Below are 23619 nucleotides of genomic sequence, written 5' to 3' on the forward strand. Positions count from 1 at the left end.
CATGCACGACGATTCCAAAGCCTTTGAAACGCTCGCCGCCCGCTACGGCGCCCGCTTCTCCCGCTCGCAGGCGCTGCGTGAACAGCACGGTGGCGGCGAAACCCACCACGCCGTCGCCGCCCCCGACGCAGTGTTCTTCGCCGAGAGCACGGCGGAGGTGGCCGAGGCGGTGAAGCTCTGCGCCGCCGAGGGCATTCCGGTGATCGCCTTCGGCGCCGGCACCTCGCTCGAAGGGCATCTCGGCGCGCCGCAGGGCGGCCTGTCGCTCGATCTCACGCACATGCAGAAGATCCTGCGCGTCAGCCCCGACGATCTCGATTGCACCGTCGAGGCCGGCGTGACGCGCGAAGACCTCAATGCCTATCTGCGCGACCAAGGCCTGTTCTTCCCGGTCGATCCCGGTGCCAACGCCACCATCGGCGGCATGGCGGCGACGCGCGCCTCCGGCACCAACGCCGTCCGCTACGGCACCATGCGCGACAACGTGCTGGCGCTGACCGTCGTGCTGGCCAGCGGCGAGGTGATCCGCACGTCGAGCCGCGCCCGCAAGTCGGCGGCCGGCTACGACCTCACCCGCCTCATCGTCGGTTCGGAGGGCACGCTCGGCATCATCACCGAGGTGACGCTGCGCCTCTCCGGCATTCCCGAGGCGGTGGCCGCCGCCACCTGCCGCTTTCCCGACCTGGTCAGCGCCGCTGAGGCGGCGATCACCGTCATCCAGTATGGCGTGCCGATCGCCCGCGTCGAGCTGATGGAGAGGCGGCTCGTCGACTACACCAACGCCTATTCCAAATTGTCGCTGCCGGCCGGCGACACGCTGGTGTTCGAGTTCCACGGCTCGGCAAAGGGCGTCGAGGAGCAGGTGGAGACGGTGCGCGGCATCGTCGCCGACTACGGCGCCGCCGCCTTCGACTGGGCGACGGCGCCGGAAGACCGCTCGCGGCTGTGGAAAGCGCGGCACGATGCCTTCTATGCCGTGCTGGCCGCCCGTACCGGCTCGAAGGGCTGGGCCACCGACATCTGCGTGCCGATCTCCGAGCTGGCCGGCGCGGTGGCGCTCGCCCGCGACCTCGTGGAGGAGGCCGGTGCCACGGCGGCCATCCTCGGCCACGTCGGCGACGGCAATTTCCACGTCATGTTCGCCGTCGATCCCGATGATCAAGCCGAGTTGGACCGCGTCGGCTCGATCAACGCCGAACTGATCCGCCATGCGATTTCCGTCGGCGGCACCTCGACCGGCGAGCACGGCATCGGCTCGGGCAAGGTCGCCTACATGCGCGAGGAATACGATGAGGCGGCGCTCGCCGTGATGCGGGCGATCAAGGCGGCCGTCGATCCCAAGGGAATCCTCAACCCCGGCAAGATCCTGCCGCCGCCGGCCTGATCGGTTCGGAAGGCGAGGAAAGGACTTACCTCCTCTTGAAACGATATGTAAGCTGGCGAGCGAACCGCCAGCCGCGCGGATTGGAGACAAGGGGACCGCCATGAGGACGATCAAGGGACCTGGGCTATTCCTGGCTCAGTTCGTGGGCGGGTCGCCGCCGTTCGACAGCCTGGACGGTCTGGCGCGCTGGGCGGCCGGCCTCGGCTACGCCGGCCTGCAGCTTCCGACCACCGCCGGCCTGTTCGACCTCGAGAAGGCCGCCACGTCGCAAGTCTATGCCGACGAACTGAAGGGCCGGCTTGCCGAGGCCGGTGTCGAGATCACCGAACTGTCCACCCACATCCAGGGCCAGCTCGTCGCCGTGCATCCGGCTTACGATTCCCTGTTCGACGGCTTCGCGCCACAAGCCGTCCGCGGCAATCCGGCCGCCCGCACCGAATGGGCGGTGCGCGAGCTGAAGCTCGCCGCCGAGGCGTCGCGCCGGCTTGGCCTTTCGGCGCACGCCACCTTCTCCGGCGCCCTCGCCTGGCCCTATGTCTATCCCTGGCCGCAGCGTCCGGCCGGCCTCGTCGAGGAAGCCTTCGCGGAACTCGCCCGCCGCTGGAAGCCGATCCTCGACGCCTTCGAGGAAGCCGGCGTCGACGCCTGCTTCGAGCTGCATCCGGGCGAGGATCTGCACGACGGCGCCACCTTCGAGCGCTTCCTGGAAGCCGTCGGCAACCATCCCCGAGCCAATATCCTCTACGATCCCTCGCACTTCGTGTTGCAGGCGCTCGACTATCTCGCCTTCCTCGACATCTACCACGAGCGCGTCAGGGCCTTCCACGTCAAGGACGCCGAGCTGAACCCGTCCGGCCGCTCCGGCGTCTACGGCGGCTATCAGGATTGGGTCGACAGGCCCGGCCGCTTCCGCTCGCTCGGCGACGGTCAGGTCGATTTCTCGGCCATCTTCTCGAAGATGGCGCAATACGATTTTCCCGGCTGGGCGGTGCTGGAATGGGAGTGCGCGCTGAAGCACCCGGAAGACGGCGCCGCCGAGGGCGCGCCGTTCATCGCCGGCCACATCATCCGCGTCACCGAGCACGCCTTCGACGATTTCGCCAAGAGCGGCGTTGGTGACAGCAATGGGGCCGCCATGAACCGCCGTCTGCTGGGCATCGGCTGAGGACATCATCATGAGCAACACCCGCATCACCCTCGGCATGGTCGGCGGCGGCCCCACCGCCTTCATCGGCGCCGTGCACCGCATCGCCATGCGCATGGACGACCGCTTCCAGCTGGTGGCCGGCGCCCTCGACGTCGACCCCGACCGCGGCCGCGCCTTCGCCGGAACGCTCGGCATCGCGCCCGACCGCGCCTACGCCACCTATCGGGAGATGATCGACAAGGAGGCGCTGCGTCCCGACCGCATCGACGCCGTGGTGATCGTCACCCCCAACTTCCTGCACTTCCCCATCGCCAAGGCGGCGCTGGAAGCCGGCTTCGACGTCATCTGCGAGAAGCCGATGACCACGACGCTTGAGGATGCCGAGGCGCTGGCCGCGCTGGTCGAGACGACCGGCCGCCGCTTTGTCCTGACGCACACCTACACCGGCTATCCGATGGTGCGGCAGGCGCGCGAGATGGTGGCGGCCGGCGAGATCGGCAAGCTCCGGCGCGTCGAGGTCGAGTATCTGCAGGACTGGCTGGCCGCGCCGGTCGAGAACACCGGCGCCGAGGGCGCCGTCTGGCGCACCGATCCCAAGCAGGCCGGACAGGGCGGCGCCATCGGCGACGTCGGTACCCACGCCTGGAACCTCGCCGCCTTCGTGGCCGGCGAGGAGCCGACGCATCTGCTCGCCGAACTCTCGACGCTGGTCGAGGGCCGGCGGGTCGACGACGACGCCGCCATCCTGATGCGCTACGCCTCCGGCGCCAAGGGCTCGATCCTGGCCAGCCAGGTGCTGCCGGGCAACGGCAACAACGTCTCCTTGCGCATCTATGGCGACAAGGCCGGCCTCGAATGGCGGCAGGAGAGCCCGGAGGAGCTGTGGTTCACCCGGCTCGGCGAGCCGCGCCAGATGCTCCGCCGCAACGGCGCCGGCGCCACGGCCGCCGCCGTGGCCGGCAGCCGCGTGCCGGCCGCCCATCCGGAGGGCTATCTCGAAGCCTTCGCCAACCTCTATCGCGACGCCGCCGACCTGATCGCCGGCAAGGCCGTGACCACCATGGTGCCGTCGGCCCGCGACGGCGTCAGCGGATCGAAGTTCGTCCAGGCATGCCTGATGTCCAACGGGAAGGGCAACGTCTGGGTCGAGATCGGCTGACGCCATGCCCGCCGATCCGCGCGCCCTCCTCCGCTCGATGTTCGACGCGGCCGTCGCGGCGGCCCAGCCGGACCGCTGCGTGCCGCCCTTCCTGCCGCCGCGTCCGAACGGCCGGCTGATCGTGCTCGGCGCCGGCAAGGCGTCGGCCGCCATGGCGCGGGCGGTGGAGCGGCATTGGGACGGGCCGCTCGAAGGGCTGGTGGTGACACGCTACGGCCATGCCGTGCCGACCGAACGCATCGAGGTGGTGGAGGCCGCTCACCCGGTGCCGGATGCCGCCGGCCTTGCGGCGGCGCAGCGCATCCGCTACATCGCCGCCGGCGCCGGGCCTGACGACACCGTGCTCTGTCTGATCTCCGGCGGCGGCTCGGCGCTGCTCGCCCTGCCGCTCCCCGGCGTCAGCCTCGACGACAAGCAGGCGCTCGCCCGTGCCCTGCTCGCCTCCGGCGCCCCGATCTCCGAGATCAACTGCGTCCGCCGCCACCTGTCGGCGATGAAGGGCGGCCGGCTCGCCGCCCTCGCCCACCCGGCCAAGGTGGTGAGCCTGCTGATCTCCGACGTGCCCGGCGACGATCCCGTCGACATCGCCTCCGGCCCCACTGTCGGCGACCCCACCACCTCGGCCGAGGCGCTGGCCATCATCCGCCGTTACGGTATCGCCTTGCCGCCGGCCGTCGAGACGCTGCTCGCAAGCGGCGACGGCGAGACGGTGAAGCCCGGCGATCCCCGCCTTGCTGGCAACGAGACGCATGTCGTCGCCGCGCCGCAGGCGTCGCTGGAGGCCGCGGCCGCCGTCGCCCGCGCGGCCGGTCTTGCCGTCCACATCCTCGGCGACGCCATCGAGGGCGAGGCGCGCGATGTCGGCGCCGTGCTGGCCGGCGTCACCCGCCAGATCGTCCGGCGCGGCCAGCCCTTCGCGCCGCCCTGCGTGCTGCTGTCGGGCGGCGAGACCACGGTGACGGTACGCGGCAAGGGGCGCGGCGGCCGCAATGTCGAGTTCCTGCTGTCGCTCGGTCTGCACCTCGGCGGTCTGGAAAACGTCTGGGCGCTGGCCGGCGACACCGACGGCGTCGACGGCGTCGAGGAGATCGCCGGCGCCCTCCTGACGCCCGACAGCCTCGCTCGCGCCTGGGCGCTCGGCCTCGACCCGCAGGCCGCGCTCGACGCCAACGACGGTCACGGCCTGTTCGGCGCGCTCGGCGACGCCGTGGTCACCGGTCCGACGCTGACCAATGTCAACGACTTTCGAGCCATCCTGATCGGCCGCCCGTAGCCGCCGGCGACTCCGCCCGGCAGAAAGTGCCGGTTTTAGTAATAATTTCATTCAGTCATGCGCTCAATGCGCGCGGGGGTGGTGCCCGGTCGTATCGCGGCCGGCCGCGGCCGTCTCGGGCCGCCAGAAGGCGCGTCCCGTCGGGACAACGGGGTGAGCGGTGTTCTTCGCAGTCCATGTTGCCAGAAAAGGCATGAGGTTGCGGCATGTCTGCCGGGCGCTCGGGACCGACAGGTCCGGCGCCATCAGCGTCGTCTTCGCGCTGATGATCCTGCCGCTGATGTTCGCGGTCGGCGCCGCCGTGGACTATGCGATCGTTGCCCGCACCAAGGACATGCTTCAGACGGCCGCTGACGCGGCGGCGGTGGGCGCCATCTCCATGAGTTCCAGCGCCGTGAGGGAAGTCATCCAGAATGGCGCGTCCGGCGAGATCACCGTGGCCGAAACCGACGCCCTGACGATCGCCCGGACGAACTTCGCCGATGCCCGGTTCTCGGCGATCAACACCTCGAAGATCGAGGTGCAGTATGTCGACAATACCTTCAGCTCCAGCGTCAAGCTGACGTCCGACGTGCCGACCTACTTCGTGCGCCTGTTCGGCGTGAACAACATCACCGTCACGGCCATCGCCAGCGCCCAGAACCGGCCGATCTACTACTATAATTTCCACGTGCTGATCGACAATAGCCCGTCCATGGGTCTCGGCGCCACCGAGGCCGACATCGCCGCCCTCAATGTCGTCAACGGCGGCTGCGCCTTCACCTGTCACATCACGGGCGCCAAGGACGATACCTACCGGCTAGCCCTGCGGTCGGGAATCACCCTGCGCTATCAGGTGGTGTCGCGGGCGGTGCAATCGATGATCAGCAAGGCCGCCGCCAGCCAGCTGGTAACCGGCCAGTACAAGATGGCCGTCTATTCGATGGGCGTGGACGCCTCGGTCGCCAAGTTGACGCAGGTCGCCGCCCTGTCGCCGTCGCTGGATGCGGTGGCCACGGCCGCCGCCAACGTCGATCTAATGACCATCCAAAAGCAAAACTACAATAATGACCAGCAGACCGACCTGCTCAGCGCTCTCAACAGCATCCAGGGCACGATCGGCAAGAGCGGCAGCGGTCTGTCGCCGTCCGACCCGATCAAGGTGCTGTTCCTGATCAGCGACGGCGTCGAGGACGCCGAGCGTGCCACCAATTGCAAGGAAAAGCTCACCGGCAAGCGCTGCCAGCAGCCGATCGACATCACGCCCTGCACGGCCATCAAGACCGCCGGCGTCAAGATCGCCAGCCTCTACACCACCTATCAGAAAATCCCCAGCAATCAGTGGTACAATGACTGGATCGCCCCCTTCCAGGCGAAGATCGCTCCCAACATGAAGGCTTGCGCCTCGGACGGCCTGTTTGCCGAGGTGCCCCCTTCAGGCGACGTCGGCGCCGTGCTGACCCAGCTGTTCGCCAACGTGGTGAGCGAAACGCACATCACCCATTGATCCCGGAGGCATCCGTGCAAGGTATCGAGCTGTCACGCCTGTTCTACCGCGAGATTGTCCGTCCCTGGCTGGACCGGGCGTTTCCCGGCCTGCCGCACGACGCCGGCGTGTTCGGCTACGGCTCCGAGCTGATGGGCTTCGATGATGCCATGTCGCGCGATCACAACTGGGGGCCGCGCGTCCAGATCGTCGTCAGACCGGCCGATTTCGCCGCCTTCGCCCCGGCTATCGTCGACGGCTTCGGCGCCGAGAAGCCCGAGAGCTTTCTCGGCGAGCCGATCGGCTACCGCTCGCGGCCGCATCCGCCTGTTGTCGCCGAGGGCGCGCTCGGACGGCTCGATCACGGCGTCGAGGTGTTCACCGCCGCCGCCATCCTGCGGACGCGGCTGGGGCTCGACATCGACAAGCCGATGGACGCCCTGACCTGGCTGGCGCTGCCCGAGCAGCGGCTGGTCGAGCTGACGGCCGGCGCCGTCTTCCATGACGGCCTCGGGGACTTGACGCGGCTCCGGGCTGTCTTCGCCGGCTATCCGCGCGACATCATTCTCTTCAAACTGGCCGCCGAATGGCGCGGCATCGCCGACGAGCAGGCTTTCGTCGGCCGGGCCGGCCATGCCGGCGACGATCTCGGCTCGCGCCTGATCGCCGGCCGTCTCGTCCACGCCGTGATGCGCATCGGCTTTCTGCTGGAAGGCTGCTACGCGCCCTACCCCAAGTGGTTCGGCAGTGCCTTCGCTCGCCTCGCCGGCGCCGGCAGGCTGTCGCCGCTTCTCGCGGCGGCGCTCTCGGCCGATACGTGGGAGACGCGGCAGGCCCAGCTTGCCGACGCCTATCTCGCGGCGGCTGAGATGCATGCGTCCGCCGGCTTGCCGCTGTCGGTGGTGCCGAAGGTCGGCCCGTACTTTGACCGTCCGTTCCTGACGATCAATGCCGAGGAGATTGCCGCCAACCTCGCGGCCGCCATCGCCGATCCGGCGCTCAAGGCGCTGCCGACGATCGGCGCCATCGACCAGGTCACCGGCGCCGTACCGCTTATCGTCGTGCCGGAGCGGGCGCGGCGGCTGATCGGCGCGCTTTACGCCGATTGACTGGCCTCGGCCAGATGCCGCAGCTTGTCGGGGTTGCGCGTCACGTAGATGCCGACGATGCGCTCCGCCTCGATCTGCAAGGCCGTCGTCTGCACGATGCCTCCCGCCTCGATGGTGACGAAGCCCGGCAGGCCGTCGATCACCGCGTAGCGGACGAACTGCGACGGCCCGGCGACGAAGGCCCGGGCCATCTCGACATGGCGGGCGAGGACGGCGTCGAGGCCGACGAGCGGCGCCGGCGAGGAGGAAACCTTGCCGCCGCCATCGGCGACGGCGATCACGTCTTCGGACAGCAGCGCCCGCAGGGCGCCGATGTCGCCGCTTCGCGACGCGGCGAAGAAGGCGGCGGCCAGCGCCAGCCCGCGATCCCTGGTTACCGCGAAGCGCGGCCGGGCCTCGCGGACATGGTTCCGCGCCCGGCTGGCCAGCTTACGGCAGGCCGCCGGCTCGCGGCCGATCACCTCGCCGACCTCCTCGAAGCTCATGCCGAACACGTCGTGCAGCAGGAAGGCCGCCCGTTCCAGCGGCGACAGCCGCTCCAGCGCGATCATCAGCGGCAGCGTGACGTCGTCGGCCGGATCGCGGTCTTCGGGGTCGAAGATCGGTTCCGGCAGCCAGGGGCCGACGTAGATCTCGCGCCGGCGGCGGGCGGACTTCAGCTCGTTGAGGCAGAGCCGCGTGACGATCTTGCGCAGGAAGGCCGCCGGCTCGCGCACCGCCGGCCGGTCGACGGCCAGCCAGCGCAGCGACGCCTCCTGCACTATATCCTCGGCGTCGGCCACCGATCCCAGCATGCGGTAGGCGATCCGGACGAGGTTCGGCCGCAGCTCGGCCAGCAGGGGATCGGCGGACATCTCGGTCATGACGGCCTCGTCACCCCTGGCAATGGATGGCATCTACCCTGTAGAGCGCCGGCGACACCGACTTTGCCAGAGCGGCGAAGCGCTTCAGCTGCTCGCGGGTCTCCGGCTGCTGCATGAAGGCGTCGAAGTGTTCCTTCGAGGTCCATTGGGCGTAGTTTACCACCTTGGTGCCGTCGAGGCTGCTGTGAACGCAGACCGACACGAAGCCCGGCGCCTGCCGGATGCCGCCTTCGGTGATCTCGGACAGCAGGCGGGCGAGGTCCGCCTGTTTCTCCGCCTCGACCTCATAGACGTTGATCAGCGTCAGGCGCGGCGCGGCGGCGTCGATGGTGGCGGTGTTTTTCCGGGTCATGGCCCTGTCCTTCCGAAAGAGGTTGCAACAGCCATGACAAGCCAGCCGGCGGGAATGTGACCTCGCCGGCCGATCTTTTCGCAGGCGACGCGCCGACTATCGGGATTTGACCAGGCGGTCCAGCTTGCCCAGCGTCTGCAGGCCGAGTTCGACCGCGCCGAAGCCTTTTGCCTGCTGGAACTCGGCCTCGGTGCTGAACACCATGCCCAGCGTCACCTTCGTCGCCCCATCCTGCTCCTCGAACGAGGCCCAGGCGTCGGCATGCTTCGGCCCGTCCTCGCCCCACAGCAGCGTATAGCCGAGCCGCTCCTGAGGCCGGATCTCGATATAGCGATGATGGTTCGGGAACACCGTGCCGTCCGCCGCGATCATGTCGAACACCCATTCGCCGCCCGACCGCAGGTCGATCCTCTTGGTCCGGCAGGAAAACCCGTCCGGTCCCCACCATTGCGGCAGCGTCTCCGGATTGACCCAGGTGTTCCAGACGATGTCTCGCGGCGCCCCGATCACCCGTTGCAGCACCATGGTGCGCTCGGCCGCCGCCGCGAGATTGCCCAGTCCGGCCTCGAAACCCTCCCGGTAGCCGGCCACCATGTCCCTGGCGAGCGAGGAGAGCTGCACCGTCACGACCAGCCGGCTGCGATCGCCCGTGCCCGAGAAATCCGCCGTCACCAGCGCCGCCGACTGGCTGATGCCGCCGATGGATACCACCTCGTAGTTGACGCTGCGCGCGGCCTCCTGCAAAGCAAGCCAGCCGCATTCGCAGCGGACATCCGGCTGTCCCTCGGCCTTGCAGAGCGAGATTTCGCGTCCGCCCACCCGGGTATCGGCCTCGACGAACTCCACGATGACGGAGGGATCGGGAGCCGCCCAGACGGCCCGCGCCGCCGGCGCCGTCCAGCTCTGCCACAGCGCCGACAACGGCGCCGCCACATCCCGTTCGAAGACCAGTGTGGCAAAGCGCCCATCGGCATGATCGGACGACGCGCGGTTCTGATTCGGGTTCGATGTCATTGCTTGCGCTCCTTCAGGGCCTTCATTGCCAAGGCGTCCAGGCGATCGAGCCGGCCTTCCCATATCGATCGCTGCTCGTCGAGCCATGTTCGAGCCGGCTCCAGGGCATCCGGAACGATGGCGCAGGTGCGTACCCGCCCGTCCTTGGCCGTGACGATCAGCCCGGCCTCCTCCAGCACCGACAGATGCCGCATCACCGTGGGCAGGCGCAGGCCGGTGGGTTCGGACAAGTCGGTGACGCGCGCCGGCCGTTCGGCAAGCCGGGTCAGGATCGACCGGCGGGTCGGATCGGCGAGCGCATGGAAAAGCAGCGAAAGTTCCGGATGATGCTTAGTCATGTTGCTAAGTATCATCCGGGCGCCCATCGCGCAAGGAAAACTTTGCCAATCAGCTAAGTTTTGATGCCAGCAGTTGCCGACTCCGGAATGGCCGGTCTCGACCTGCGGATACAGAAGAGTGGTGCCTGACCGCCGCGCCATGCGGTCAATCCCGTTCGTGGAGCGTGGAACTCCCGTCGATGCGCAGCTCGGTCGAATTCTCGGCCGGGTGACCGAAGACGAAGCCCTATCGCTGGGGAAAAGGCTCCATGCCGTCGAGGTGCAGGTCCAGTACACGCCCGCGATTGCGGACAAAGCCAACAGCCGCGTTGAATTGGGGGCCGTGTGATGCCCGCGAGCACCATCCCGCTTACCGACGAAGACGGCGTGACCCGTTCCGTTCGTGTGGGCACCATCGCCTTTACGGATCGCAACTACGACGGGGGCAGCTTCGTCACGTTCAAGGATGGAAGCGAACGCTTGTTCCGCGAGGAACCCGACGAAGTTTCCCGCCGCATTGACGAAGCGAACGGCGTTCCCGGCACCATGCCCCCACACAACCACGGGCGGACAGTCCCGGCGCACCGTTTGGGATGGGAGGAATGATTTGAGATTGGCCGGGGCGTTGTGGTTGGCACTGCCTCGCCCGGCCGATAGCGGCGTGTCGTTCCTGCCCATGATCGGGCACGCCGTTTCCTTGCCCGCCAGCCCGCAAAGCTGGCGGGCTTTTTGTTCCGGCATTGGGCAGCGCGATAAGCAGGTTTGCACCTATTTTGGCTTGCCGGACCACATGCGAAATTCGAACGGTTCGTCCGGTCGATTGGGCTTCCTGCCAAGGTCTTCGCGAATAGCGAATATAAGGACAGTCAATAGTTCGTCGTGACGATCCAAGGTTTTGCCGCTGTTCGAATCCGCCGTTTCGTCAAGATAACCGCGAAGGGCAACCAACACAGCGGGCGAACCGACAAGGAATATGTCGTTGGCCGCGTCGGCGAAGGCAATCCGTTCTTCATCCGTAGGCTTCGGACCAACTATCGCACTTAGCGCCGTCATGAACCGCTTATAGTGCGTGAGCTTCACCGCTCGCCATTCGGCTTCACGGTCTTTCGCCTTGGTCAGATAAGATGTGATCGCAGCAGCAACGATGCTGCCCACAACCGTGATAATCGCGACGATGATTGTTCCGTTCATTGAAACTTCCGTCGTCTAAAGGCCGCAACGTCCTGCGCAGTGAGCTTGAACCATTCTCCGTTTGCCCGACGATCATCGAAGCGACGATGCCAGTAAGCTTCAATACCGGACGGATCGTCGGTTCGGATCGTGTGAAACAGTTCGGCTTTGTCGGGCAAAGCGATGGTGATTTGCTTGAAGCGCCGTTCCGCGTCGTCGCTGCGGCCGATCTTATAGAAGTCGCCGGACTTAATGAGATACACGAAGCCTTCGACCGGCTTCGATGAAGGTTGCCGCTGCAATGCGTCGTTGCCTTGTTCAGGCAACATCACGGCAACGTCGGATAGCGCCGCATTGGTTGCTACATGCTTGGCAAGTGCCGCGATCATGTCGGATCGCCGCCCGAAATTGTTTTGGATGACTTTCGGATGCGGGATTGAAGGATCGGTTCGCCGCAGCATCTCCATTTCGGAGTTAGTCGGCAAACGCCCATAGTGGCGGCAAGCTGCAACTACCCCGGAAAGGATTGCATTCGTGTCGGACCTTCCAGTCCAATCGTTCGGCTGGAACCCCGCTTCCGTCAGCGCATCGCCCCATCGTGCCCAAAACCGACCGCGCCATTGATGTTCAGCAATGCCCGTCTCTTTGGCGAACAGCTTTTGCCCCGGAGCTTGCCCGCCATTTGCCGAAGCCAGCCGTCGAATCTCTTGAAGAATGAACTCCCGCATTCAGATAACCTAGACAGCCTTCCTATCGGGCAGAACAGCAATTCGGCTGTTTACGTCCGCGTGATCGCAACGGCCACGCGAGCCGCCAAGTGTGGGCATTAAGCCCCGATCCTACCGCCCGATTTGTTGTAGTAGATCGTTAGTAGCTTTCTCAGAATTCGAAAAAACACAATAAAATCAACATGTAATGGCGGATGGGGTGAGATTCGAACTCACGGAAGTTATTAAAACTTCGCCGGTTTTCAAGACCGGAGCCTTAAGCCACTCGGCCACCCATCCGTCTTTCACGCCCTTCAACAGCGGTTTTCAAGACCGCAGCCGTAAACCATCCGGCCACCCGTCCAAGGCGCTGTACGGCGCGCCGCGACCATGTCGGCTTTTCGTCTGGTTGGCAAGGGATTCGGCTGGACCGACCAGCCGCCCTCAATCCCGCGAGCGCAGCAGCCGGGCCTTCTCGCGGTTCCAGTCGCGTTCCTTGGTCGCCTGCCGCTTGTCATGCAGCTTCTTGCCCTCGGCCACGGATATCTCGCACTTGGCCATGCCGCGCTCGTTGAAATAGAGGCGCAGCGGCACAATGGTCATGCCCTGCCGCTGGATCGAGGTGATCAGCCGATCAATCTGCTTGCGATGCAAGAGGAGTTTGCGCGGCCGCCGCAGCTCGTGATTGAAGCGATTGCCCTGAAGATATTCGGGGATGTGGGCGTTGTAGAGGTAGACCTCGCTGCCCTGCACGCCGACATAGGCTTCGCCGAGGTTGATGCGGCCGGCACGCAGGCTCTTCACCTCCGTGCCGACCAGCATGATGCCGGCCTCCAGCTTCTCGCCGAGGGCATAGTGATAGCGCGCCGCCCTGTTATCGGCGACGACCTTCTTGTTCGGGTCGGCTTTTTTCTTCTTCTGCGCCATCACGTCCGGTCCGTCAGTTCAGCAGCCCGGCGTGCTCCAGCGCCTTGCGGATCGCCGCCTCCGTCGACGGCGCCACCGGCACCAGCGGCAGACGCAGCTCGTTGCCCATCTTGCCGATCAGCGACAGGGCGTATTTGGCGCCCTGCGGATTCGGTTCGATGAACAGGGCGTTGTGAAGCGGGAACAGCCGGTCCTGGATGTCGAGCGCCGCCGCGAAGTCACCCTTGAGGCAAGCCTCCTGGAACGCCGCGGAAAGGCGCGGCGCCACGTTGGCCGTCACCGAGATGCAGCCGTGGCCGCCGTGCGCCATGAAGCCGAGCGCTGTTCCATCCTCGCCCGAGAGCTGGATGAAGCCCGGCCCCATCGCCTGCCGCTGGGCGGAGACGCGCTCGATCTTCGCCGTGGCGTCTTTCACGCCGACGATGTTCCGCAGCTCGTTGAGCCGGGCCATCGTCTCCACGCTCATGTCGATCACCGACCGGCCGGGAATGTTGTAGATGAAGATCGGGATGCCGACGGCGTCGTTGATCGCCTTGAAGTGGCGATATAGCCCCTCCTGGTTCGGCTTGTTGTAATAGGGCGTGACGACGAGCAGCGCGTTCGCCCCCGCCTTCTCGGCGAACTGGGCGAGGTCGATCGCCTCGGCCGTGTTGTTGGAGCCGGCGCCGGCGATGACCGGCACGCGGCCGGCCGCCACCTTGATGCAGGCCTCGACCACCCGTTTGTGCTCGTCATGGCTGAGCGTCGGGCTTTCACCCGTGGTTCCCACCGGAACCAGGCCATGGCTGCCTTCCGTGATCTGCCAGTCGACGAAGGCCTCGAAGGCCTGCCAGTCGATGGCGCCGTCGCGGAAGGGCGTGACGAGCGCGGTGATCGATCCCTTGAACATGATCCCTCTTCATGATGGACTGGGCGGGATGCGAAAGTGCACCCCGGTCCGCAGCCGGCGGACAATAAGGCCGAGACGGGCGAAGGACAACTGCCCTGCCCGCCTTTCCCGGAAATTTGCCGCAAAGCCGTGTCACAGCCCCCCGGACGACTCTTCCCACCGGCAGCGTCAAGGTTTCCTCAACAAAATGGCGACATCTTGAAGTTAATTTTCAATTGATGAGGGTTGCCATGTTCAAGACGCCTTCGATCGTCGCCGCTCTGCTGATCGCCCTGCCGGCCGTGCTGTCGGAGCCGTTGCCGGGCCTTGCCGCCCCGTCCGCCGACATCACCGGCGCGCTGCCGAACCTGTCGCAGACCGCGGTGCGCGACCTCAAGTCGGCCCTCGACGCGCTCGACGCCAAGAACCTCGCCGGTGCCCTCTCCGTCGCCACCGGCCTGCCGCAGCTCGAACGCGACATCGTCACCTGGATGGCCATCCGGCGCGGCGTGAGCGGGCTGACGCCGGCCATGATCACCGATTTCGCCCGCCGCCGGCCCGACTGGCCGTCGGTGGAGCTGATGCGCCGTCGCGCCGAGCAGGCGCTCGCCGATCTCGGCCTGTTGCCGGCCGACGAGATCGCCGCCTATGGCGGCTCGGCGCCGATCTCCGACAAGGGAACCAAGTCGCTGGCCCGCGCGCTGATCGCCAGCGGGCGGACAACCCAGGCGTCGGCGCTGCTCGGCGCCTGGTGGGCGCGCGAGCCGCTGTCGCCGGCCGACGACAAGGCGACGATCGCCGAATTCGGCAAGGTGCTGACCCGCGCCCAGCACAAGGCGCGCTTCGACATGCTGATGTACGCCGACCGCGTCACCCAGGCGTCGGCGCTCGCCCCCTACCTGCCGGACGGCTATGCGGCGCTGGCGTCGGCCCGCGCCGCCGTGCTGCGCGGCGGCCGCGACGCCGGCCAGAAGCTCGACGCGGTGCCGAAGGCGGCGCGCAAGGATCCGCTCTATCCGTTCACCGTGGCCGAATGGCACCGCCGCGCCGACCGGCCGGAGGAAGCGGCGAAGGCGATTCTGTCCATCGAGGCCGCGGCCACCGCGCCGCATGGCGACGCCTGGTGGGTGGAGCGGCGCATCGTCTCGCGCGACCTGATGGAGAAGAACAGCGTTCGCCTTGCCTACAAGGTGGTGGCCAGCCAGGCCGGCGGCGGCGAGGCGACCCTGCAGGAAGCCCACTTCCATGCCGGCTGGTATGCCCTGCGCTTCCTGAAAGACCCCAACGCCGCCGTGCGCCACTTCGGCGAACTGGAAAAGGTGTCGCAGAAGCCGATCTCGCGCGCCCGCGCCAACTACTGGATCGCTCGCGCCGAGGAGGCAGCGGGCCGCGCCGAGAATGCGCGTACCCGCTATGGCCGCGCGGCGGCCGAAGAATTCACCTTCTACGGCCAGCTGTCGCGGGTGAAGCTCGGCATGCCCACCCTCGGCCTGCCGCCGGTGCCCAAGCCGACCGATGCCGACCGCGCCGCCTTCGCGCGCACCGATCTTGCCCGCGTGCTGGTCCTGCTGCTGCAGACCGGCCGGCAGAGCGACGCCAACCTTCTCTATCTCGAACTGGCCAAGACGCTGCCAACCGGCGGTCAGGTGGCGATGCTCGCCGCCTTCGCCGAGAGCCAGGGCGACCATCGCCTGGCGCTTCAGGTCGGCAAGCTCGCCGCCGAGCGTCGCATCGGCGCCGAACGCCTTGCCTTCCCGCTGGAGGCGATTCCCGAAAGTGCCCGCCGCCAGACGAAGGTGGAAACGGCGATGGTCTACGGCATCGCCCGCCAGGAAAGCGCCTTCGACCCGCGCGCCCGCTCGTCGGCCGGCGCGCTCGGCCTCCTGCAGCTCATCCCGACCACGGCGGCCAACACCGCCAGGGCGATCGGCGTCACCTTCTCCAAGGACCGGCTGACCAGCGACCCCGGCTACAACGCCACGCTCGGCGCCGCCCACCTGCGCGAGCTTCTGGACGAGTTCGGCGGCTCCTACATCCTGACGTTCGCCGCCTACAACGCCGGCAAGAGCCGCGTGCGCGAGTGGGTGCAGCGCTTCGGCGACCCGCGCAACCCGAACGTCGACCCCGTCGACTGGATCGAGAGCATCCCCTACGGCGAGACGCGCAACTACGTGCAGCGTGTCCTGGAGAACATCCAGGTCTACCGCGAGCGCCTCGACGGTGCCCGCCTCGCCATCGCCGAGGATCTTAAGCGCGGTCGCTGAGGCGAGCGCCGGCGGATTCGCCGTGGAGGCCCCACCAAGGGCGGCCGCAGGCGTCAAAACCCGCCGCGACAAGCGTCGGTGCGAGGAAATTTCCGAGAAAAATCAGGCGGATTCCGCCACTTTTCCACCTCCCTCGCACCACGCCGGCAAAAAGTCGGAAAAGGTCGCTTGACTTCCCCGAGGCCATCCCCTAATTCACCGCTCACCAACACGGAACGCGGCGCTGCCGACAAGACAGCGAGCGGTACGATACGGCCCAGCGGGGGTGTAGCTCAGTTGGTTAGAGTGCCGGCCTGTCACGCCGGAGGTCGCGGGTTCGAGCCCCGTCACTCCCGCCACTTCTTCCAGTGAAATCAATGAAATGGATGTCTCCCCTCTGGGGAAGGATCTAGACTTGGCCGTCGGTCTGGACTCGTTGGGCGTCGGTTTGTCTTGCGGCCCATCCCCGCCACTTCTTCCCGAAATCACTCTGTCAGGCAGCCAGCGGGCTGGTTGCGTGCCGTTCCGTCGGCAACCGGACCGGTCGGAAAATCGTATGCCCGCCAGGTTCCACTGCGACGGGAAGTGACTATATGTTCCCGCAGAGAGAGCAGAGGAACATCATGAATCGAGCGGATAGCGGCGCGCGCAAGGCGCGGTCTTTTCATTCCCGGCTTGCCGGACTGACGATGCTGGCCGGGATAGTCGCGGCGGGCGGCGCCGGCGCCGCCGAATCCTTCGCGCCGCCGCCCGGCACCGCCTGGGTGACGATTGCCAGCGCCGGGGACGTCGGCACCGCCATCGGCATTGCCCGCCTCTACGGCGACGGCGCGCGCGTGGTGGCCGCCGGTGAGGGCAAGTATGCCGCCGTCCTCGATCCGCTGCCGGGAACCATGTCCGAAATCCGGCAGAACATATCCTGGCCCGGTCTGCCGAAGGATGCGCTGCTGTCCGATGGCGCCGACTACCGCGAAACGGTGTGGCAGCCCACCTCCGTCGAGACATCGGCGGCGGCGGTCGGGCCCGACGCCAGCGCGTCGGTCCGCATGGGTGACTTCGCCGTCACGCTCGAGCGCCGGCGTTCCGACGAGAAGGCCGAGGTGCGCGTCATCGGCCGCGAGGGCGGCAAGGAGCTGTTCGACATCCGTCATACCTTCGAGGGCGACTCGCCGGCGGAGGCCAATCTCCAGCTCGTCGAGATGGACCCCGGCAACGACCACCCCGAGGTGCTGTTCGACATCTTCACCGGCGGCGCCCATTGCTGCACGGCCACCGTCGCCATCTCCGAAGGCGCCGACGGTCAATGGCGCAAGACCGACCTCGGCCTCAGCAACGGCGGCGTCCAGCTGGAAGATGTCGACGGCGACGGCGAGGCCGAAATCCTGACCATGGACGACAGCTTCCTGTATCTCTTCGCGCCCTACTCCAGTTCGCGCCGGCCGCTGGTCATCGAGCAGTTGCGGGGCGGCGAGGTCGTCGACGTCTCGGGAAAGGCGCCCTTCGTCGACCGTCAGGTGGAGTTCGTCCGCGGCATGGAGTTCGAGGCCGATCAGCTCAACCCGGACAACTGGCACGACAACGGCTTCCTCGCCGCCTGGGTCGCCTCGAAGACGCTGATCGGCGAAGGCGACGAGGCGTGGCGAAAGATGCTCGGCCTCTATCGCGAGAACCCGGAGTTCGGCGTCGACGAGTGCCTGGTGGATGCCAAGCTCGAAGATTGCCCGCCGGACAAGCTGCGCCGCCTGTCCTTCCCGGACGGGCTGAAACGGCACCTCATCGATCAGGGCTATCCCATCGAGTGACGGCGGTCAGCCGTCGCCGTTGAGGAGGGCGTGCGTCGTCAGCACCTCGACGCCGGCCGGCGCGATCAGCCCGCTCCAGACCCAGTTGTGATGCTCGATCACCTTGGGCGCCTTGAGGTGCGGCCGGTCCGACACCGTGTGGGCATCGGCAACCGGCACCACGCGATGGCCGAGCGCCACGGCGCGGCGGACCGTGGCATCGACGCAGAAATCGGTCGCCCAGCCGGTGACCAGCAGCCGCTCCGTCGCGAGATTGCCGAGGATCTCCGAAAGCGGTGTGTCCTGGAAGGGATCGTTCAGCGTCTTGGCGACCACCAGGTCGTCGGGCGCCCGCTTCAGCTCCGGCAGGAAGCGCCAGCCCGCCGTGTCCGGCTCGAAGGCGTCGCCCTTGCCGCCGGTATGCTGGATGAACACCAGCCGGCCGCCGCGCCGGCGGATGGCGGCGCCGAGCGCATTGATGCGGCCGACCACGCCGAGCAGATCGTATTTCGGCGGGCCTTCCCTGAGGCCGACCTGCATGTCGACGACGAGCATCACGTCCATGTCGGCCTCCCTGCCAATCATTGCAACACGTCAGCCAACCACGGCCCGGCCGGCTTGACCATTCGGGCAAACCCCGCCTTCGCGCGGCAATTTCCGAAACGATGAGCTCCGGGCGCGAAGTGGAGCGGGCACCGGGGCGACGGTCTGCCGCCGGCGACCGGGGCCGGAGAAAGCCCGATTCCGCTTGCCGCGGCGGCGCCTTTCCTGTATGCACCCGCCCATCGTTCAAGATGGACGATGCCCGGCTGGGGGCTGAACGGAAGGTGACGGCGCCGCAAGGCAAGGTCTCTGATCCCGCAAAAGGATCGTCTTCCCGTGTCTCCGCTCTCGATCTCGTATCTGTCGAGCCTTTCGGAGGGTTCGCAGAGGCTTGGCGCCGGGTGGTCGATGAACCGAGAAAGGCTGTACCGACATGGCGCTCTACGAGCACGTGTTCCTGGTCCGCCAGGACGTTTCCGCCCAGCAGGTGGAAGCGATCGCTGACCAGTACAAGGCTGTCATTGAAAGCAATGGCGGCTCCGTGAAGAAGGTGGAGAACTGGGGTCTGCGCGCCCTGGCCTACCGCGTCAAGAAGAACCGCAAGGCCCACTACGTTCTGCTCAATCTCGACGCGCCGCACGCCGCCGTCGCCGAGATGGAGCGTCAGCAGAGCCTCAGCGAAGACATTCTCCGCGTGATGACCATCCGCGTCGACGAACTCGAAGAAGGCCCGTCGGCCATGCTTCAGAAGCGCGACCGTGACGAGCGCGATGGCGCTCCGGCCGGCCGTGGCGACCGCGGCGGCTTCCGTGGCGGCGATCGCGGCCCGCGCCGCGACCGTGCCCCCCGTCGTGAAATCGAAGCTGGGGATATGGAATAATCATGGAAATCACCGCCCTCCCCGCCGCTCGCCGTCCGTTCTTCCGTCGCCGGAAGACCTGCCCGTTCTCCGGCGCCAACGCCCCGAAGATCGACTACAAGGACGTGCGCCTCTTGCAGCGCTACATCTCCGAGCGCGGCAAGATCGTTCCCTCCCGCATCACCGCGGTGTCGGCCAAGAAGCAGCGCGAACTCGCCCAGGCGATCAAGCGCGCCCGCATCCTCGGCCTGCTGCCGTTCATCATCAAGTGATGACGGGCGCCTGACGGCGCAGTAATGAGAGATCCGGCGTCGCGGCCATGGTCGCGGCGCCGTTCCTGCAAAGTTGGGATGCGGCCATTCGGGCCCGGCACCCCTAACCGCCCGGCGGCACACAGCCGTCGATCACAGCATCGGTCGCCCTCCGGCGATCCGCGCGGGACAGCGAGAGAGACGTGAACGGACTTCTTCTCGGCATCGCCGCAGGTGCCGCCTCCGCCCTGCTTTTCGCGGCCGTCACCAGTGGCGGTGCCCTCGGCACGCCGCTGTTCTTCGTGTCCGCCCTTCCCGTCGCCATCGTTACCATCGGCTGGGGAACCCTGGCCGGCCTTGCCGCCGTGTTCGCCGCCTTTGTCGGCCTTGGCGCCGTCATCTCGTGGAAGGCGGCGCTGCTGCATGCGCTGGTGGTCGCCGCTCCGATGGCCTTCTACAGCTATCTCGTCGGCCTCGGCCGGCCGCTCGACGCCGAGGGCAAGAGCTTCGAGTGGTATCCGCTCGGCCGCGTCTTCACGGCCATGGTGCTGATCACCGCCGCCAGCATCATCGGCGTTGGCGTGTTCGTCGGCTTCGACATCGAGATGACGGCCCGCGAGGTCGCCGACATGCTGGTCGCCATGAGTCAGGGTGAGCCCGGCGCGCCGACGCGCGAGGACCTGATGCCGGGCCTCGTTCTCTACATGCGCCTGATGCCTTTCGCGCTCGGCATGTTCTGGCTGGTGCTGTCGGCGTTCAATCTCTGGCTGGGCGGCCGCGTCGCCCGCATGTCCGGCCGGCTCAAGCGCGGCGACGATCCGATCGCCGAGACGCTGTCGCTGCCGGTCTGGCTGATCGGCGTGCTGCTCGCCGCCGCCCTCCTTGCCGGGCTCGACGGCGGGCTCGGCCTGGCGGCCGGCGTCATCGCCGGCTCGATCGGCATGGGCTTCGCGATGGTCGGCTTTGCCGTGCTGCACGTCTACGTGCGCGGCAACCCGGCCGCGCCGCTGATCCTCGGCGTCACCTACGGCGCCACCTTCGTCCTTTCGATTCCCCTCGTTCCGCTGGCCATCGCCGGCATCCTCGACGGACCGCTCGGCCTCCGGGCCAGGCGGCTCGGCAGAAGTCCGGGCGCCTGACGGCCCCGATCACCAACGGCGGCGATGCCGCGACAGACAGACAGACTGGAGTACAGAAAATGAAGGTCATCCTTCTCGAACGCGTCGGCAGGCACGGCACCCTCGGCGAGACCGTCAAGGTCCGCGACGGCTTTGCCCGCAACTACCTGCTGCCGCAGGGCAAGGCGCTGCGCGCCACCAAGGAGAACCAGGCCCGCTTCGATCGCGAGCGCGCCGCCCTCGAGGTCCGCAACGCCGAGCGCAAGTCGTCGGCCGAGCAGATCAAGATCGGTCTCGACCAGCGCTCGTTCACGGTGATCCGTCAGGCCGCCGAAACCGGCCAGCTCTATGGTTCGGTCGCCGCCCGCGACATCGTCGACATTCTGGCCGCCGCCGGCGAGACCGTCAGCCGCTCGCAGGTCGACATCAACACGCCGATCAAGAACCTCGGCGTCCACAAGGTGGATATTATTCTGCACGCCGACGTGCACGCCACCATCACCCTCAACATCGCCCGCTCCGAGGACGAGGCCCAGCGCCAGGCCAAGGGCGAGGACGTCACCGCCGGCGCCCGCGAGGAGACCTTCGTGCGCGAGGTCGGCTCGGTGCTCGACGAAGAGGGCATGGACCGCGAGGAACTCTGAGCCGCCTCGGCGTCTCCCTTGCCGAAATGGAATCGCCCCGGACCTTTGGGTCCGGGGTTTTTCCTTTTAGAACAAGGGGCTCCGAGTCGGCGGTGGCGATGCCGATCAGCGGCGAGAGTCAATGGCCTTCGTCGGGGAATCCGATTCCGGTGTGAATAACGGGAGTCGGCGATAACTGCCGCGTCCTGTCAGGACGGTGGCTTGATACTGTCCCGTCTTCACTCCGCCGGTCTGAACAGGAATACGCCGCTCCCATGTCCACCATCCGCCGCGTCGAAGAACAGGCCACCGCGCTCACCCGCAGCGCGCCGCACAACGTCGAGGCGGAACGGCAGCTGCTCGGCGCCATGCTGATGAACAACGAGACGTTCTTCCGCGTCTCCGACTTCCTCGAGCCCGCCCATTTCTTCATCGAGCAGCACAAGGCGATCTACGAGAAGATCGGCCAGCTGATCCGCGGCGGCAAGGTCGCCTCGCCGATCACGCTGAAGACCTTCTACCCGGCCGACTACCAGATCGCCGAGATGCCGGTGACGCAGTATCTCCTGCGTCTCGCCTCCGAGGCGACCACCATCATCAACGCCGAGGACTACGGCCGCATCATCCACGACCTCGCCGTGCGCCGCGACCTGATCCGCATCGGCGAGGACATGGTCAACATCGCCTTCGACGCGCCGATCGACATGCCGCCGCGCGCCCAGATCGAGGATGCGGAACGGCGGCTGTTCGGCATCGCCGAAAGCGGCCGCTATGAGGGCGGCTTCCACACCTTCTCCGACGCGTTGCGCGAGGCGATCGACATGGCCGCCGCCGCCTATCAGCGCGACGGCCATCTCTCCGGCATCGCCACCGGCCTCAGCGACCTCGACCGGACCATGGGCGGCCTGCAACGCTCCGACCTGGTCATCCTCGCCGCCCGCCCGGCCATGGGCAAGACGTCGCTGGTCACCAACATCGCCTTCAACGTCGCCAACGCCTATGAGGCGGCCGAGCAGCCCGACGGCTCGCTGAAGACGGTGAACGGCGGCATCGTCGGCTTCTTCAGCCTCGAAATGTCGTCCGAGCAGCTGGCCACCCGCATCCTCGCCGAGCAGTCGGAGGTGTCGTCGTCGGACATCCGACGCGGCAACATCGACGAGAACCAGTTCGCCAAGCTGGCCGCCGTCGCCCAGCGCATGCAGACGCTGCCGCTCTACATCGACCACACCGGCGGCATCTCCATCGCCCAGCTGGCCGCCCGCGCCCGCCGCCTCAAGCGCCAGCGCGGCCTCGACCTCGTGATCGTCGACTATCTGCAACTGCTGTCAGGCTCGTCGAAATCGGCCCAGAACGGCCGTGTGCAGGAGATCACCGAGATCACCACCGGCCTGAAGGCGCTGGCCAAGGAACTGGCGGTGCCGATCATCGCCCTCTCCCAGCTCTCTCGTCAGGTCGAGAGCCGCGACGACAAGCGGCCGCAACTGTCCGACCTGCGCGAATCCGGCTCGATCGAGCAGGACGCCGACGTGGTGATGTTCATCTATCGCGACGAGTACTACCTGCAATCGCGCATGCCGAAGGAAGGCACCGAGGAATTCTTCAAGTGGCAGGCCGAGATGGATCGCGTCACCGGCAAGGCCGAAGTGATCATCGGCAAGCAGCGCCACGGCCCCACCGGTACCGTGCAGCTCGCCTTCGACGCCTCGGTCACCCGCTTCTCCGACCTCGCCAAGGACGATTACCTGCCCGAACGCTTCGAGTAGAGGCAATCTTTCCTGCCCGAGGGGCGCCTGTCAGGCCAGCAGGTCGTCGACGAAGCGGCCGATGCCCTCGGCGGCGCGGGTGCGGCAGCTGCGCTCGGCCCTGAGGATGGCGGTGAGGTCGGCGAAGGCGGCATCAAGGTCGTCGTTGACGACGACATAATCGAAGTTCGGCCATTCGGCGATCTCGCGGCGGGCGTTGACCAGCCGCTTCTCGATCACCTCCGGCGCGTCCTCGGCCCGGCGGGTAAGGCGCGAGCGCAGCTCGCTCATCGACGGCGGCAGGATGAACACCGACACCACGTCGTCGGCCATCTTCTCCCGCAACTGGGCGGCGCCCTGCCAGTCGATGTCGAACAGCACGTCGCGGCCGGCGCTCAGCGCTTCCTCCACCGGCGCCCGTGGCGTGCCGTAGTAGTTGCCGTGCACCTCGGCCCATTCCAGCAGCTCGCCGCCGTCGCGCATCGACAGGAAGCGCTGCTGCGAGATGAAGTGGTAGTGGACGCCGTTGATCTCGCTCGGCCGGCGATCACGCGTCGTCACCGAGATCGACAGCGTCATGTCGCGGTCGGTGTCGAGGATATTGCGCGACAGCGTGCCCTTGCCGGCGCCCGACGGCGAGGAAATGACGAACATCAGTCCGCGGCGGGGAAAGCGGACGTGCCTCGGCTCGTGGGTCACCATGG

General features: G+C 67.1%; 24 protein-coding genes and 2 tRNA genes. 15 read left to right on the forward strand and 11 right to left on the reverse strand.

Annotated features, from left to right (window positions below; all coding sequences use genetic code 11):
* The first annotated feature begins 1 nt into the window (after position 1).
* From H512_RS0103840 to H512_RS0103865, 6 genes are all read left to right on the forward strand, one after another.
* Positions 2 to 1384: an FAD-binding oxidoreductase gene (locus H512_RS0103840; protein ID WP_026782348.1), complete on the forward strand. Its 1383-nt coding sequence runs from the start codon at positions 2 to 4 to the stop codon at positions 1382 to 1384.
* 100 nt (positions 1385 to 1484) lie between these two features.
* Positions 1485 to 2549 carry a sugar phosphate isomerase/epimerase family protein gene (locus tag H512_RS0103845; RefSeq protein ID WP_026782349.1) on the forward strand — a complete coding sequence of 355 codons (1065 nt, stop codon included), beginning with the start codon at positions 1485 to 1487 and terminating at the stop codon, positions 2547 to 2549.
* Positions 2550 to 2559: 10 nt separating this feature from the next.
* On the forward strand, positions 2560 to 3690 hold the full coding sequence (locus H512_RS0103850; RefSeq protein ID WP_026782350.1) for a Gfo/Idh/MocA family protein: 1131 nt from the start codon (positions 2560 to 2562) through the stop codon (positions 3688 to 3690).
* Positions 3691 to 3694: 4 nt separating this feature from the next.
* Entirely contained in the window at positions 3695 to 4963 is a 1269-nt protein-coding gene (locus tag H512_RS0103855) for a glycerate kinase type-2 family protein (RefSeq protein WP_026782351.1), read from the forward strand.
* Between the two features lie 193 nt (positions 4964 to 5156).
* Positions 5157 to 6449, forward strand: coding sequence for a TadE/TadG family type IV pilus assembly protein (locus tag H512_RS0103860; RefSeq protein WP_036789907.1), 1293 nt, complete (start codon positions 5157 to 5159; stop codon positions 6447 to 6449).
* A 14-nt stretch (positions 6450 to 6463) separates the two neighbouring features.
* Positions 6464 to 7537, forward strand: coding sequence for a DUF4037 domain-containing protein (locus H512_RS0103865; protein ID WP_026782353.1), 1074 nt, complete (start codon positions 6464 to 6466; stop codon positions 7535 to 7537).
* Here the strand turns inward: H512_RS0103865 and H512_RS0103870 are convergent.
* From H512_RS0103870 to H512_RS0103885, 4 genes are all read right to left on the reverse strand, one after another.
* Positions 7525 to 8400 (reverse strand): sigma-70 family RNA polymerase sigma factor, encoded by an 876-nt coding sequence (locus H512_RS0103870; protein WP_053239534.1) that lies wholly within the window; start codon positions 8398 to 8400, stop codon positions 7525 to 7527. The genes H512_RS0103865 and H512_RS0103870 overlap by 13 nt on opposite strands.
* Before the next feature lie 10 nt (positions 8401 to 8410).
* On the reverse strand, positions 8411 to 8752 hold the full coding sequence (locus tag H512_RS0103875; RefSeq protein WP_026782355.1) for an antibiotic biosynthesis monooxygenase family protein: 342 nt from the start codon (positions 8750 to 8752) through the stop codon (positions 8411 to 8413).
* 96 nt (positions 8753 to 8848) lie between these two features.
* A complete protein-coding gene (locus H512_RS0103880) occupies positions 8849 to 9766 on the reverse strand; it encodes an SRPBCC family protein (protein ID WP_026782356.1) in 918 nt (305 codons plus the stop codon).
* Positions 9763 to 10104 (reverse strand): ArsR/SmtB family transcription factor, encoded by a 342-nt coding sequence (locus H512_RS0103885; RefSeq protein ID WP_026782357.1) that lies wholly within the window; start codon positions 10102 to 10104, stop codon positions 9763 to 9765. The genes H512_RS0103880 and H512_RS0103885 overlap by 4 nt, the downstream gene beginning before the upstream one ends.
* A gap of 327 nt (positions 10105 to 10431) precedes the next feature.
* On the opposite strand from H512_RS0103885, the gene H512_RS0103895 reads away from it, so the two are divergent.
* On the forward strand, positions 10432 to 10689 hold the full coding sequence (locus tag H512_RS0103895) for a hypothetical protein (RefSeq protein ID WP_026782359.1): 258 nt from the start codon (positions 10432 to 10434) through the stop codon (positions 10687 to 10689).
* Positions 10690 to 10851: 162 nt separating this feature from the next.
* Here H512_RS0103895 and H512_RS0103900 read toward each other — a convergent pair whose 3' ends face one another.
* The 5 genes from H512_RS0103900 to dapA all read right to left on the reverse strand — a co-directional run bounded on the left by H512_RS0103900 (position 10852) and on the right by dapA (position 13776).
* Positions 10852 to 11274: a hypothetical protein gene (locus H512_RS0103900; protein ID WP_026782360.1), complete on the reverse strand. Its 423-nt coding sequence runs from the start codon at positions 11272 to 11274 to the stop codon at positions 10852 to 10854.
* On the reverse strand, positions 11271 to 11981 hold the full coding sequence (locus H512_RS26215; protein WP_026782361.1) for a GIY-YIG nuclease family protein: 711 nt from the start codon (positions 11979 to 11981) through the stop codon (positions 11271 to 11273). The genes H512_RS0103900 and H512_RS26215 overlap by 4 nt, the downstream gene beginning before the upstream one ends.
* Positions 11982 to 12169: 188 nt before the next feature.
* Positions 12170 to 12260 (reverse strand) — tRNA-Ser (locus H512_RS0103910).
* Between the two features lie 144 nt (positions 12261 to 12404).
* Complete coding sequence (smpB, locus tag H512_RS0103915) at positions 12405 to 12887, reverse strand: SsrA-binding protein SmpB (protein WP_026782362.1); 483 nt, start codon at positions 12885 to 12887, stop codon at positions 12405 to 12407.
* Between the two features lie 13 nt (positions 12888 to 12900).
* Positions 12901 to 13776 (reverse strand): 4-hydroxy-tetrahydrodipicolinate synthase, encoded by an 876-nt coding sequence (gene dapA, locus H512_RS0103920; RefSeq protein WP_026782363.1) that lies wholly within the window; start codon positions 13774 to 13776, stop codon positions 12901 to 12903.
* Positions 13777 to 14006: 230 nt separating this feature from the next.
* Here dapA and H512_RS0103925 point away from each other — a divergent pair, with 230 nt between their 5' ends.
* The 3 genes from H512_RS0103925 (at position 14007) to H512_RS0103935 (ending at position 17800) form a co-directional block, all read left to right on the forward strand.
* Complete coding sequence (locus H512_RS0103925; protein ID WP_053239536.1) at positions 14007 to 16019, forward strand: lytic transglycosylase domain-containing protein; 2013 nt, start codon at positions 14007 to 14009, stop codon at positions 16017 to 16019.
* 261 nt (positions 16020 to 16280) lie between these two features.
* Positions 16281 to 16357: transfer RNA gene (locus H512_RS0103930), tRNA-Asp, on the forward strand.
* A 330-nt stretch (positions 16358 to 16687) separates the two neighbouring features.
* Positions 16688 to 17800, forward strand: a complete 1113-nt coding sequence (locus H512_RS0103935; protein WP_026782365.1) for a hypothetical protein — start codon at positions 16688 to 16690, stop codon at positions 17798 to 17800.
* A 6-nt stretch (positions 17801 to 17806) separates the two neighbouring features.
* On the opposite strand, the gene H512_RS0103940 is transcribed toward H512_RS0103935, so the two are convergent.
* On the reverse strand, positions 17807 to 18343 hold the full coding sequence (locus H512_RS0103940) for an isochorismatase family protein (protein ID WP_026782366.1): 537 nt from the start codon (positions 18341 to 18343) through the stop codon (positions 17807 to 17809).
* A 412-nt stretch (positions 18344 to 18755) separates the two neighbouring features.
* Here H512_RS0103940 and rpsF point away from each other — a divergent pair, with 412 nt between their 5' ends.
* The 5 genes from rpsF (at position 18756) to H512_RS0103965 (ending at position 22936) form a co-directional block, all read left to right on the forward strand.
* Positions 18756 to 19202, forward strand: coding sequence for a 30S ribosomal protein S6 (rpsF, locus tag H512_RS0103945; protein ID WP_026782367.1), 447 nt, complete (start codon positions 18756 to 18758; stop codon positions 19200 to 19202).
* Positions 19203 to 19204: 2 nt separating this feature from the next.
* Positions 19205 to 19453, forward strand: a complete 249-nt coding sequence (rpsR, locus tag H512_RS0103950) for a 30S ribosomal protein S18 (protein ID WP_036789911.1) — start codon at positions 19205 to 19207, stop codon at positions 19451 to 19453.
* A 182-nt stretch (positions 19454 to 19635) separates the two neighbouring features.
* Complete coding sequence (locus H512_RS0103955; RefSeq protein ID WP_026782369.1) at positions 19636 to 20571, forward strand: DUF2232 domain-containing protein; 936 nt, start codon at positions 19636 to 19638, stop codon at positions 20569 to 20571.
* A gap of 59 nt (positions 20572 to 20630) precedes the next feature.
* Positions 20631 to 21194, forward strand: a complete 564-nt coding sequence (gene rplI / locus H512_RS22415; protein WP_053239537.1) for a 50S ribosomal protein L9 — start codon at positions 20631 to 20633, stop codon at positions 21192 to 21194.
* Positions 21195 to 21448: 254 nt separating this feature from the next.
* Positions 21449 to 22936 (forward strand): replicative DNA helicase, encoded by a 1488-nt coding sequence (locus tag H512_RS0103965; RefSeq protein WP_036789914.1) that lies wholly within the window; start codon positions 21449 to 21451, stop codon positions 22934 to 22936.
* A gap of 30 nt (positions 22937 to 22966) precedes the next feature.
* Here the strand turns inward: H512_RS0103965 and gmk are convergent, their stop codons facing one another.
* Positions 22967 to 23617 (reverse strand): guanylate kinase, encoded by a 651-nt coding sequence (gene gmk, locus H512_RS0103970; RefSeq protein WP_053239573.1) that lies wholly within the window; start codon positions 23615 to 23617, stop codon positions 22967 to 22969.
* Positions 23618 to 23619 lie beyond the last annotated feature (2 nt).

The organism is Pleomorphomonas koreensis DSM 23070, from assembly GCF_000425185.1.
Classification (GTDB): domain Bacteria; phylum Pseudomonadota; class Alphaproteobacteria; order Rhizobiales; family Pleomorphomonadaceae; genus Pleomorphomonas; species Pleomorphomonas koreensis.

Coding starts and splice junctions, on each gene's coding strand:
- H512_RS0103840 (WP_026782348.1), top strand. CDS start 2: ATGCACGACGATTCCAAAGCCTTTGAAACGCTCGCCGCCCGCTACGGC.
- H512_RS0103845 (WP_026782349.1), top strand. CDS start 1,485: ATGAGGACGATCAAGGGACCTGGGCTATTCCTGGCTCAGTTCGTGGGC.
- H512_RS0103850 (WP_026782350.1), top strand. CDS start 2,560: ATGAGCAACACCCGCATCACCCTCGGCATGGTCGGCGGCGGCCCCACC.
- H512_RS0103855 (WP_026782351.1), top strand. CDS start 3,695: ATGCCCGCCGATCCGCGCGCCCTCCTCCGCTCGATGTTCGACGCGGCC.
- H512_RS0103860 (WP_036789907.1), top strand. CDS start 5,157: ATGAGGTTGCGGCATGTCTGCCGGGCGCTCGGGACCGACAGGTCCGGC.
- H512_RS0103870 (WP_053239534.1), bottom strand. CDS start 8,400: ATGACCGAGATGTCCGCCGATCCCCTGCTGGCCGAGCTGCGGCCGAAC.
- H512_RS0103875 (WP_026782355.1), bottom strand. CDS start 8,752: ATGACCCGGAAAAACACCGCCACCATCGACGCCGCCGCGCCGCGCCTG.
- H512_RS0103880 (WP_026782356.1), bottom strand. CDS start 9,766: ATGACATCGAACCCGAATCAGAACCGCGCGTCGTCCGATCATGCCGAT.
- H512_RS0103885 (WP_026782357.1), bottom strand. CDS start 10,104: ATGACTAAGCATCATCCGGAACTTTCGCTGCTTTTCCATGCGCTCGCC.
- H512_RS0103895 (WP_026782359.1), top strand. CDS start 10,432: ATGCCCGCGAGCACCATCCCGCTTACCGACGAAGACGGCGTGACCCGT.
- H512_RS0103900 (WP_026782360.1), bottom strand. CDS start 11,274: ATGAACGGAACAATCATCGTCGCGATTATCACGGTTGTGGGCAGCATC.
- H512_RS26215 (WP_026782361.1), bottom strand. CDS start 11,981: ATGCGGGAGTTCATTCTTCAAGAGATTCGACGGCTGGCTTCGGCAAAT.
- smpB (WP_026782362.1), bottom strand. CDS start 12,887: ATGGCGCAGAAGAAGAAAAAAGCCGACCCGAACAAGAAGGTCGTCGCC.
- dapA (WP_026782363.1), bottom strand. CDS start 13,776: ATGTTCAAGGGATCGATCACCGCGCTCGTCACGCCCTTCCGCGACGGC.
- H512_RS0103925 (WP_053239536.1), top strand. CDS start 14,007: ATGTTCAAGACGCCTTCGATCGTCGCCGCTCTGCTGATCGCCCTGCCG.
- H512_RS0103935 (WP_026782365.1), top strand. CDS start 16,688: ATGCTGGCCGGGATAGTCGCGGCGGGCGGCGCCGGCGCCGCCGAATCC.
- H512_RS0103940 (WP_026782366.1), bottom strand. CDS start 18,343: ATGGACGTGATGCTCGTCGTCGACATGCAGGTCGGCCTCAGGGAAGGC.
- rpsF (WP_026782367.1), top strand. CDS start 18,756: ATGGCGCTCTACGAGCACGTGTTCCTGGTCCGCCAGGACGTTTCCGCC.
- rpsR (WP_036789911.1), top strand. CDS start 19,205: ATGGAAATCACCGCCCTCCCCGCCGCTCGCCGTCCGTTCTTCCGTCGC.
- rplI (WP_053239537.1), top strand. CDS start 20,631: ATGAAGGTCATCCTTCTCGAACGCGTCGGCAGGCACGGCACCCTCGGC.
- H512_RS0103965 (WP_036789914.1), top strand. CDS start 21,449: ATGTCCACCATCCGCCGCGTCGAAGAACAGGCCACCGCGCTCACCCGC.
- gmk (WP_053239573.1), bottom strand. CDS start 23,617: ATGGTGACCCACGAGCCGAGGCACGTCCGCTTTCCCCGCCGCGGACTG.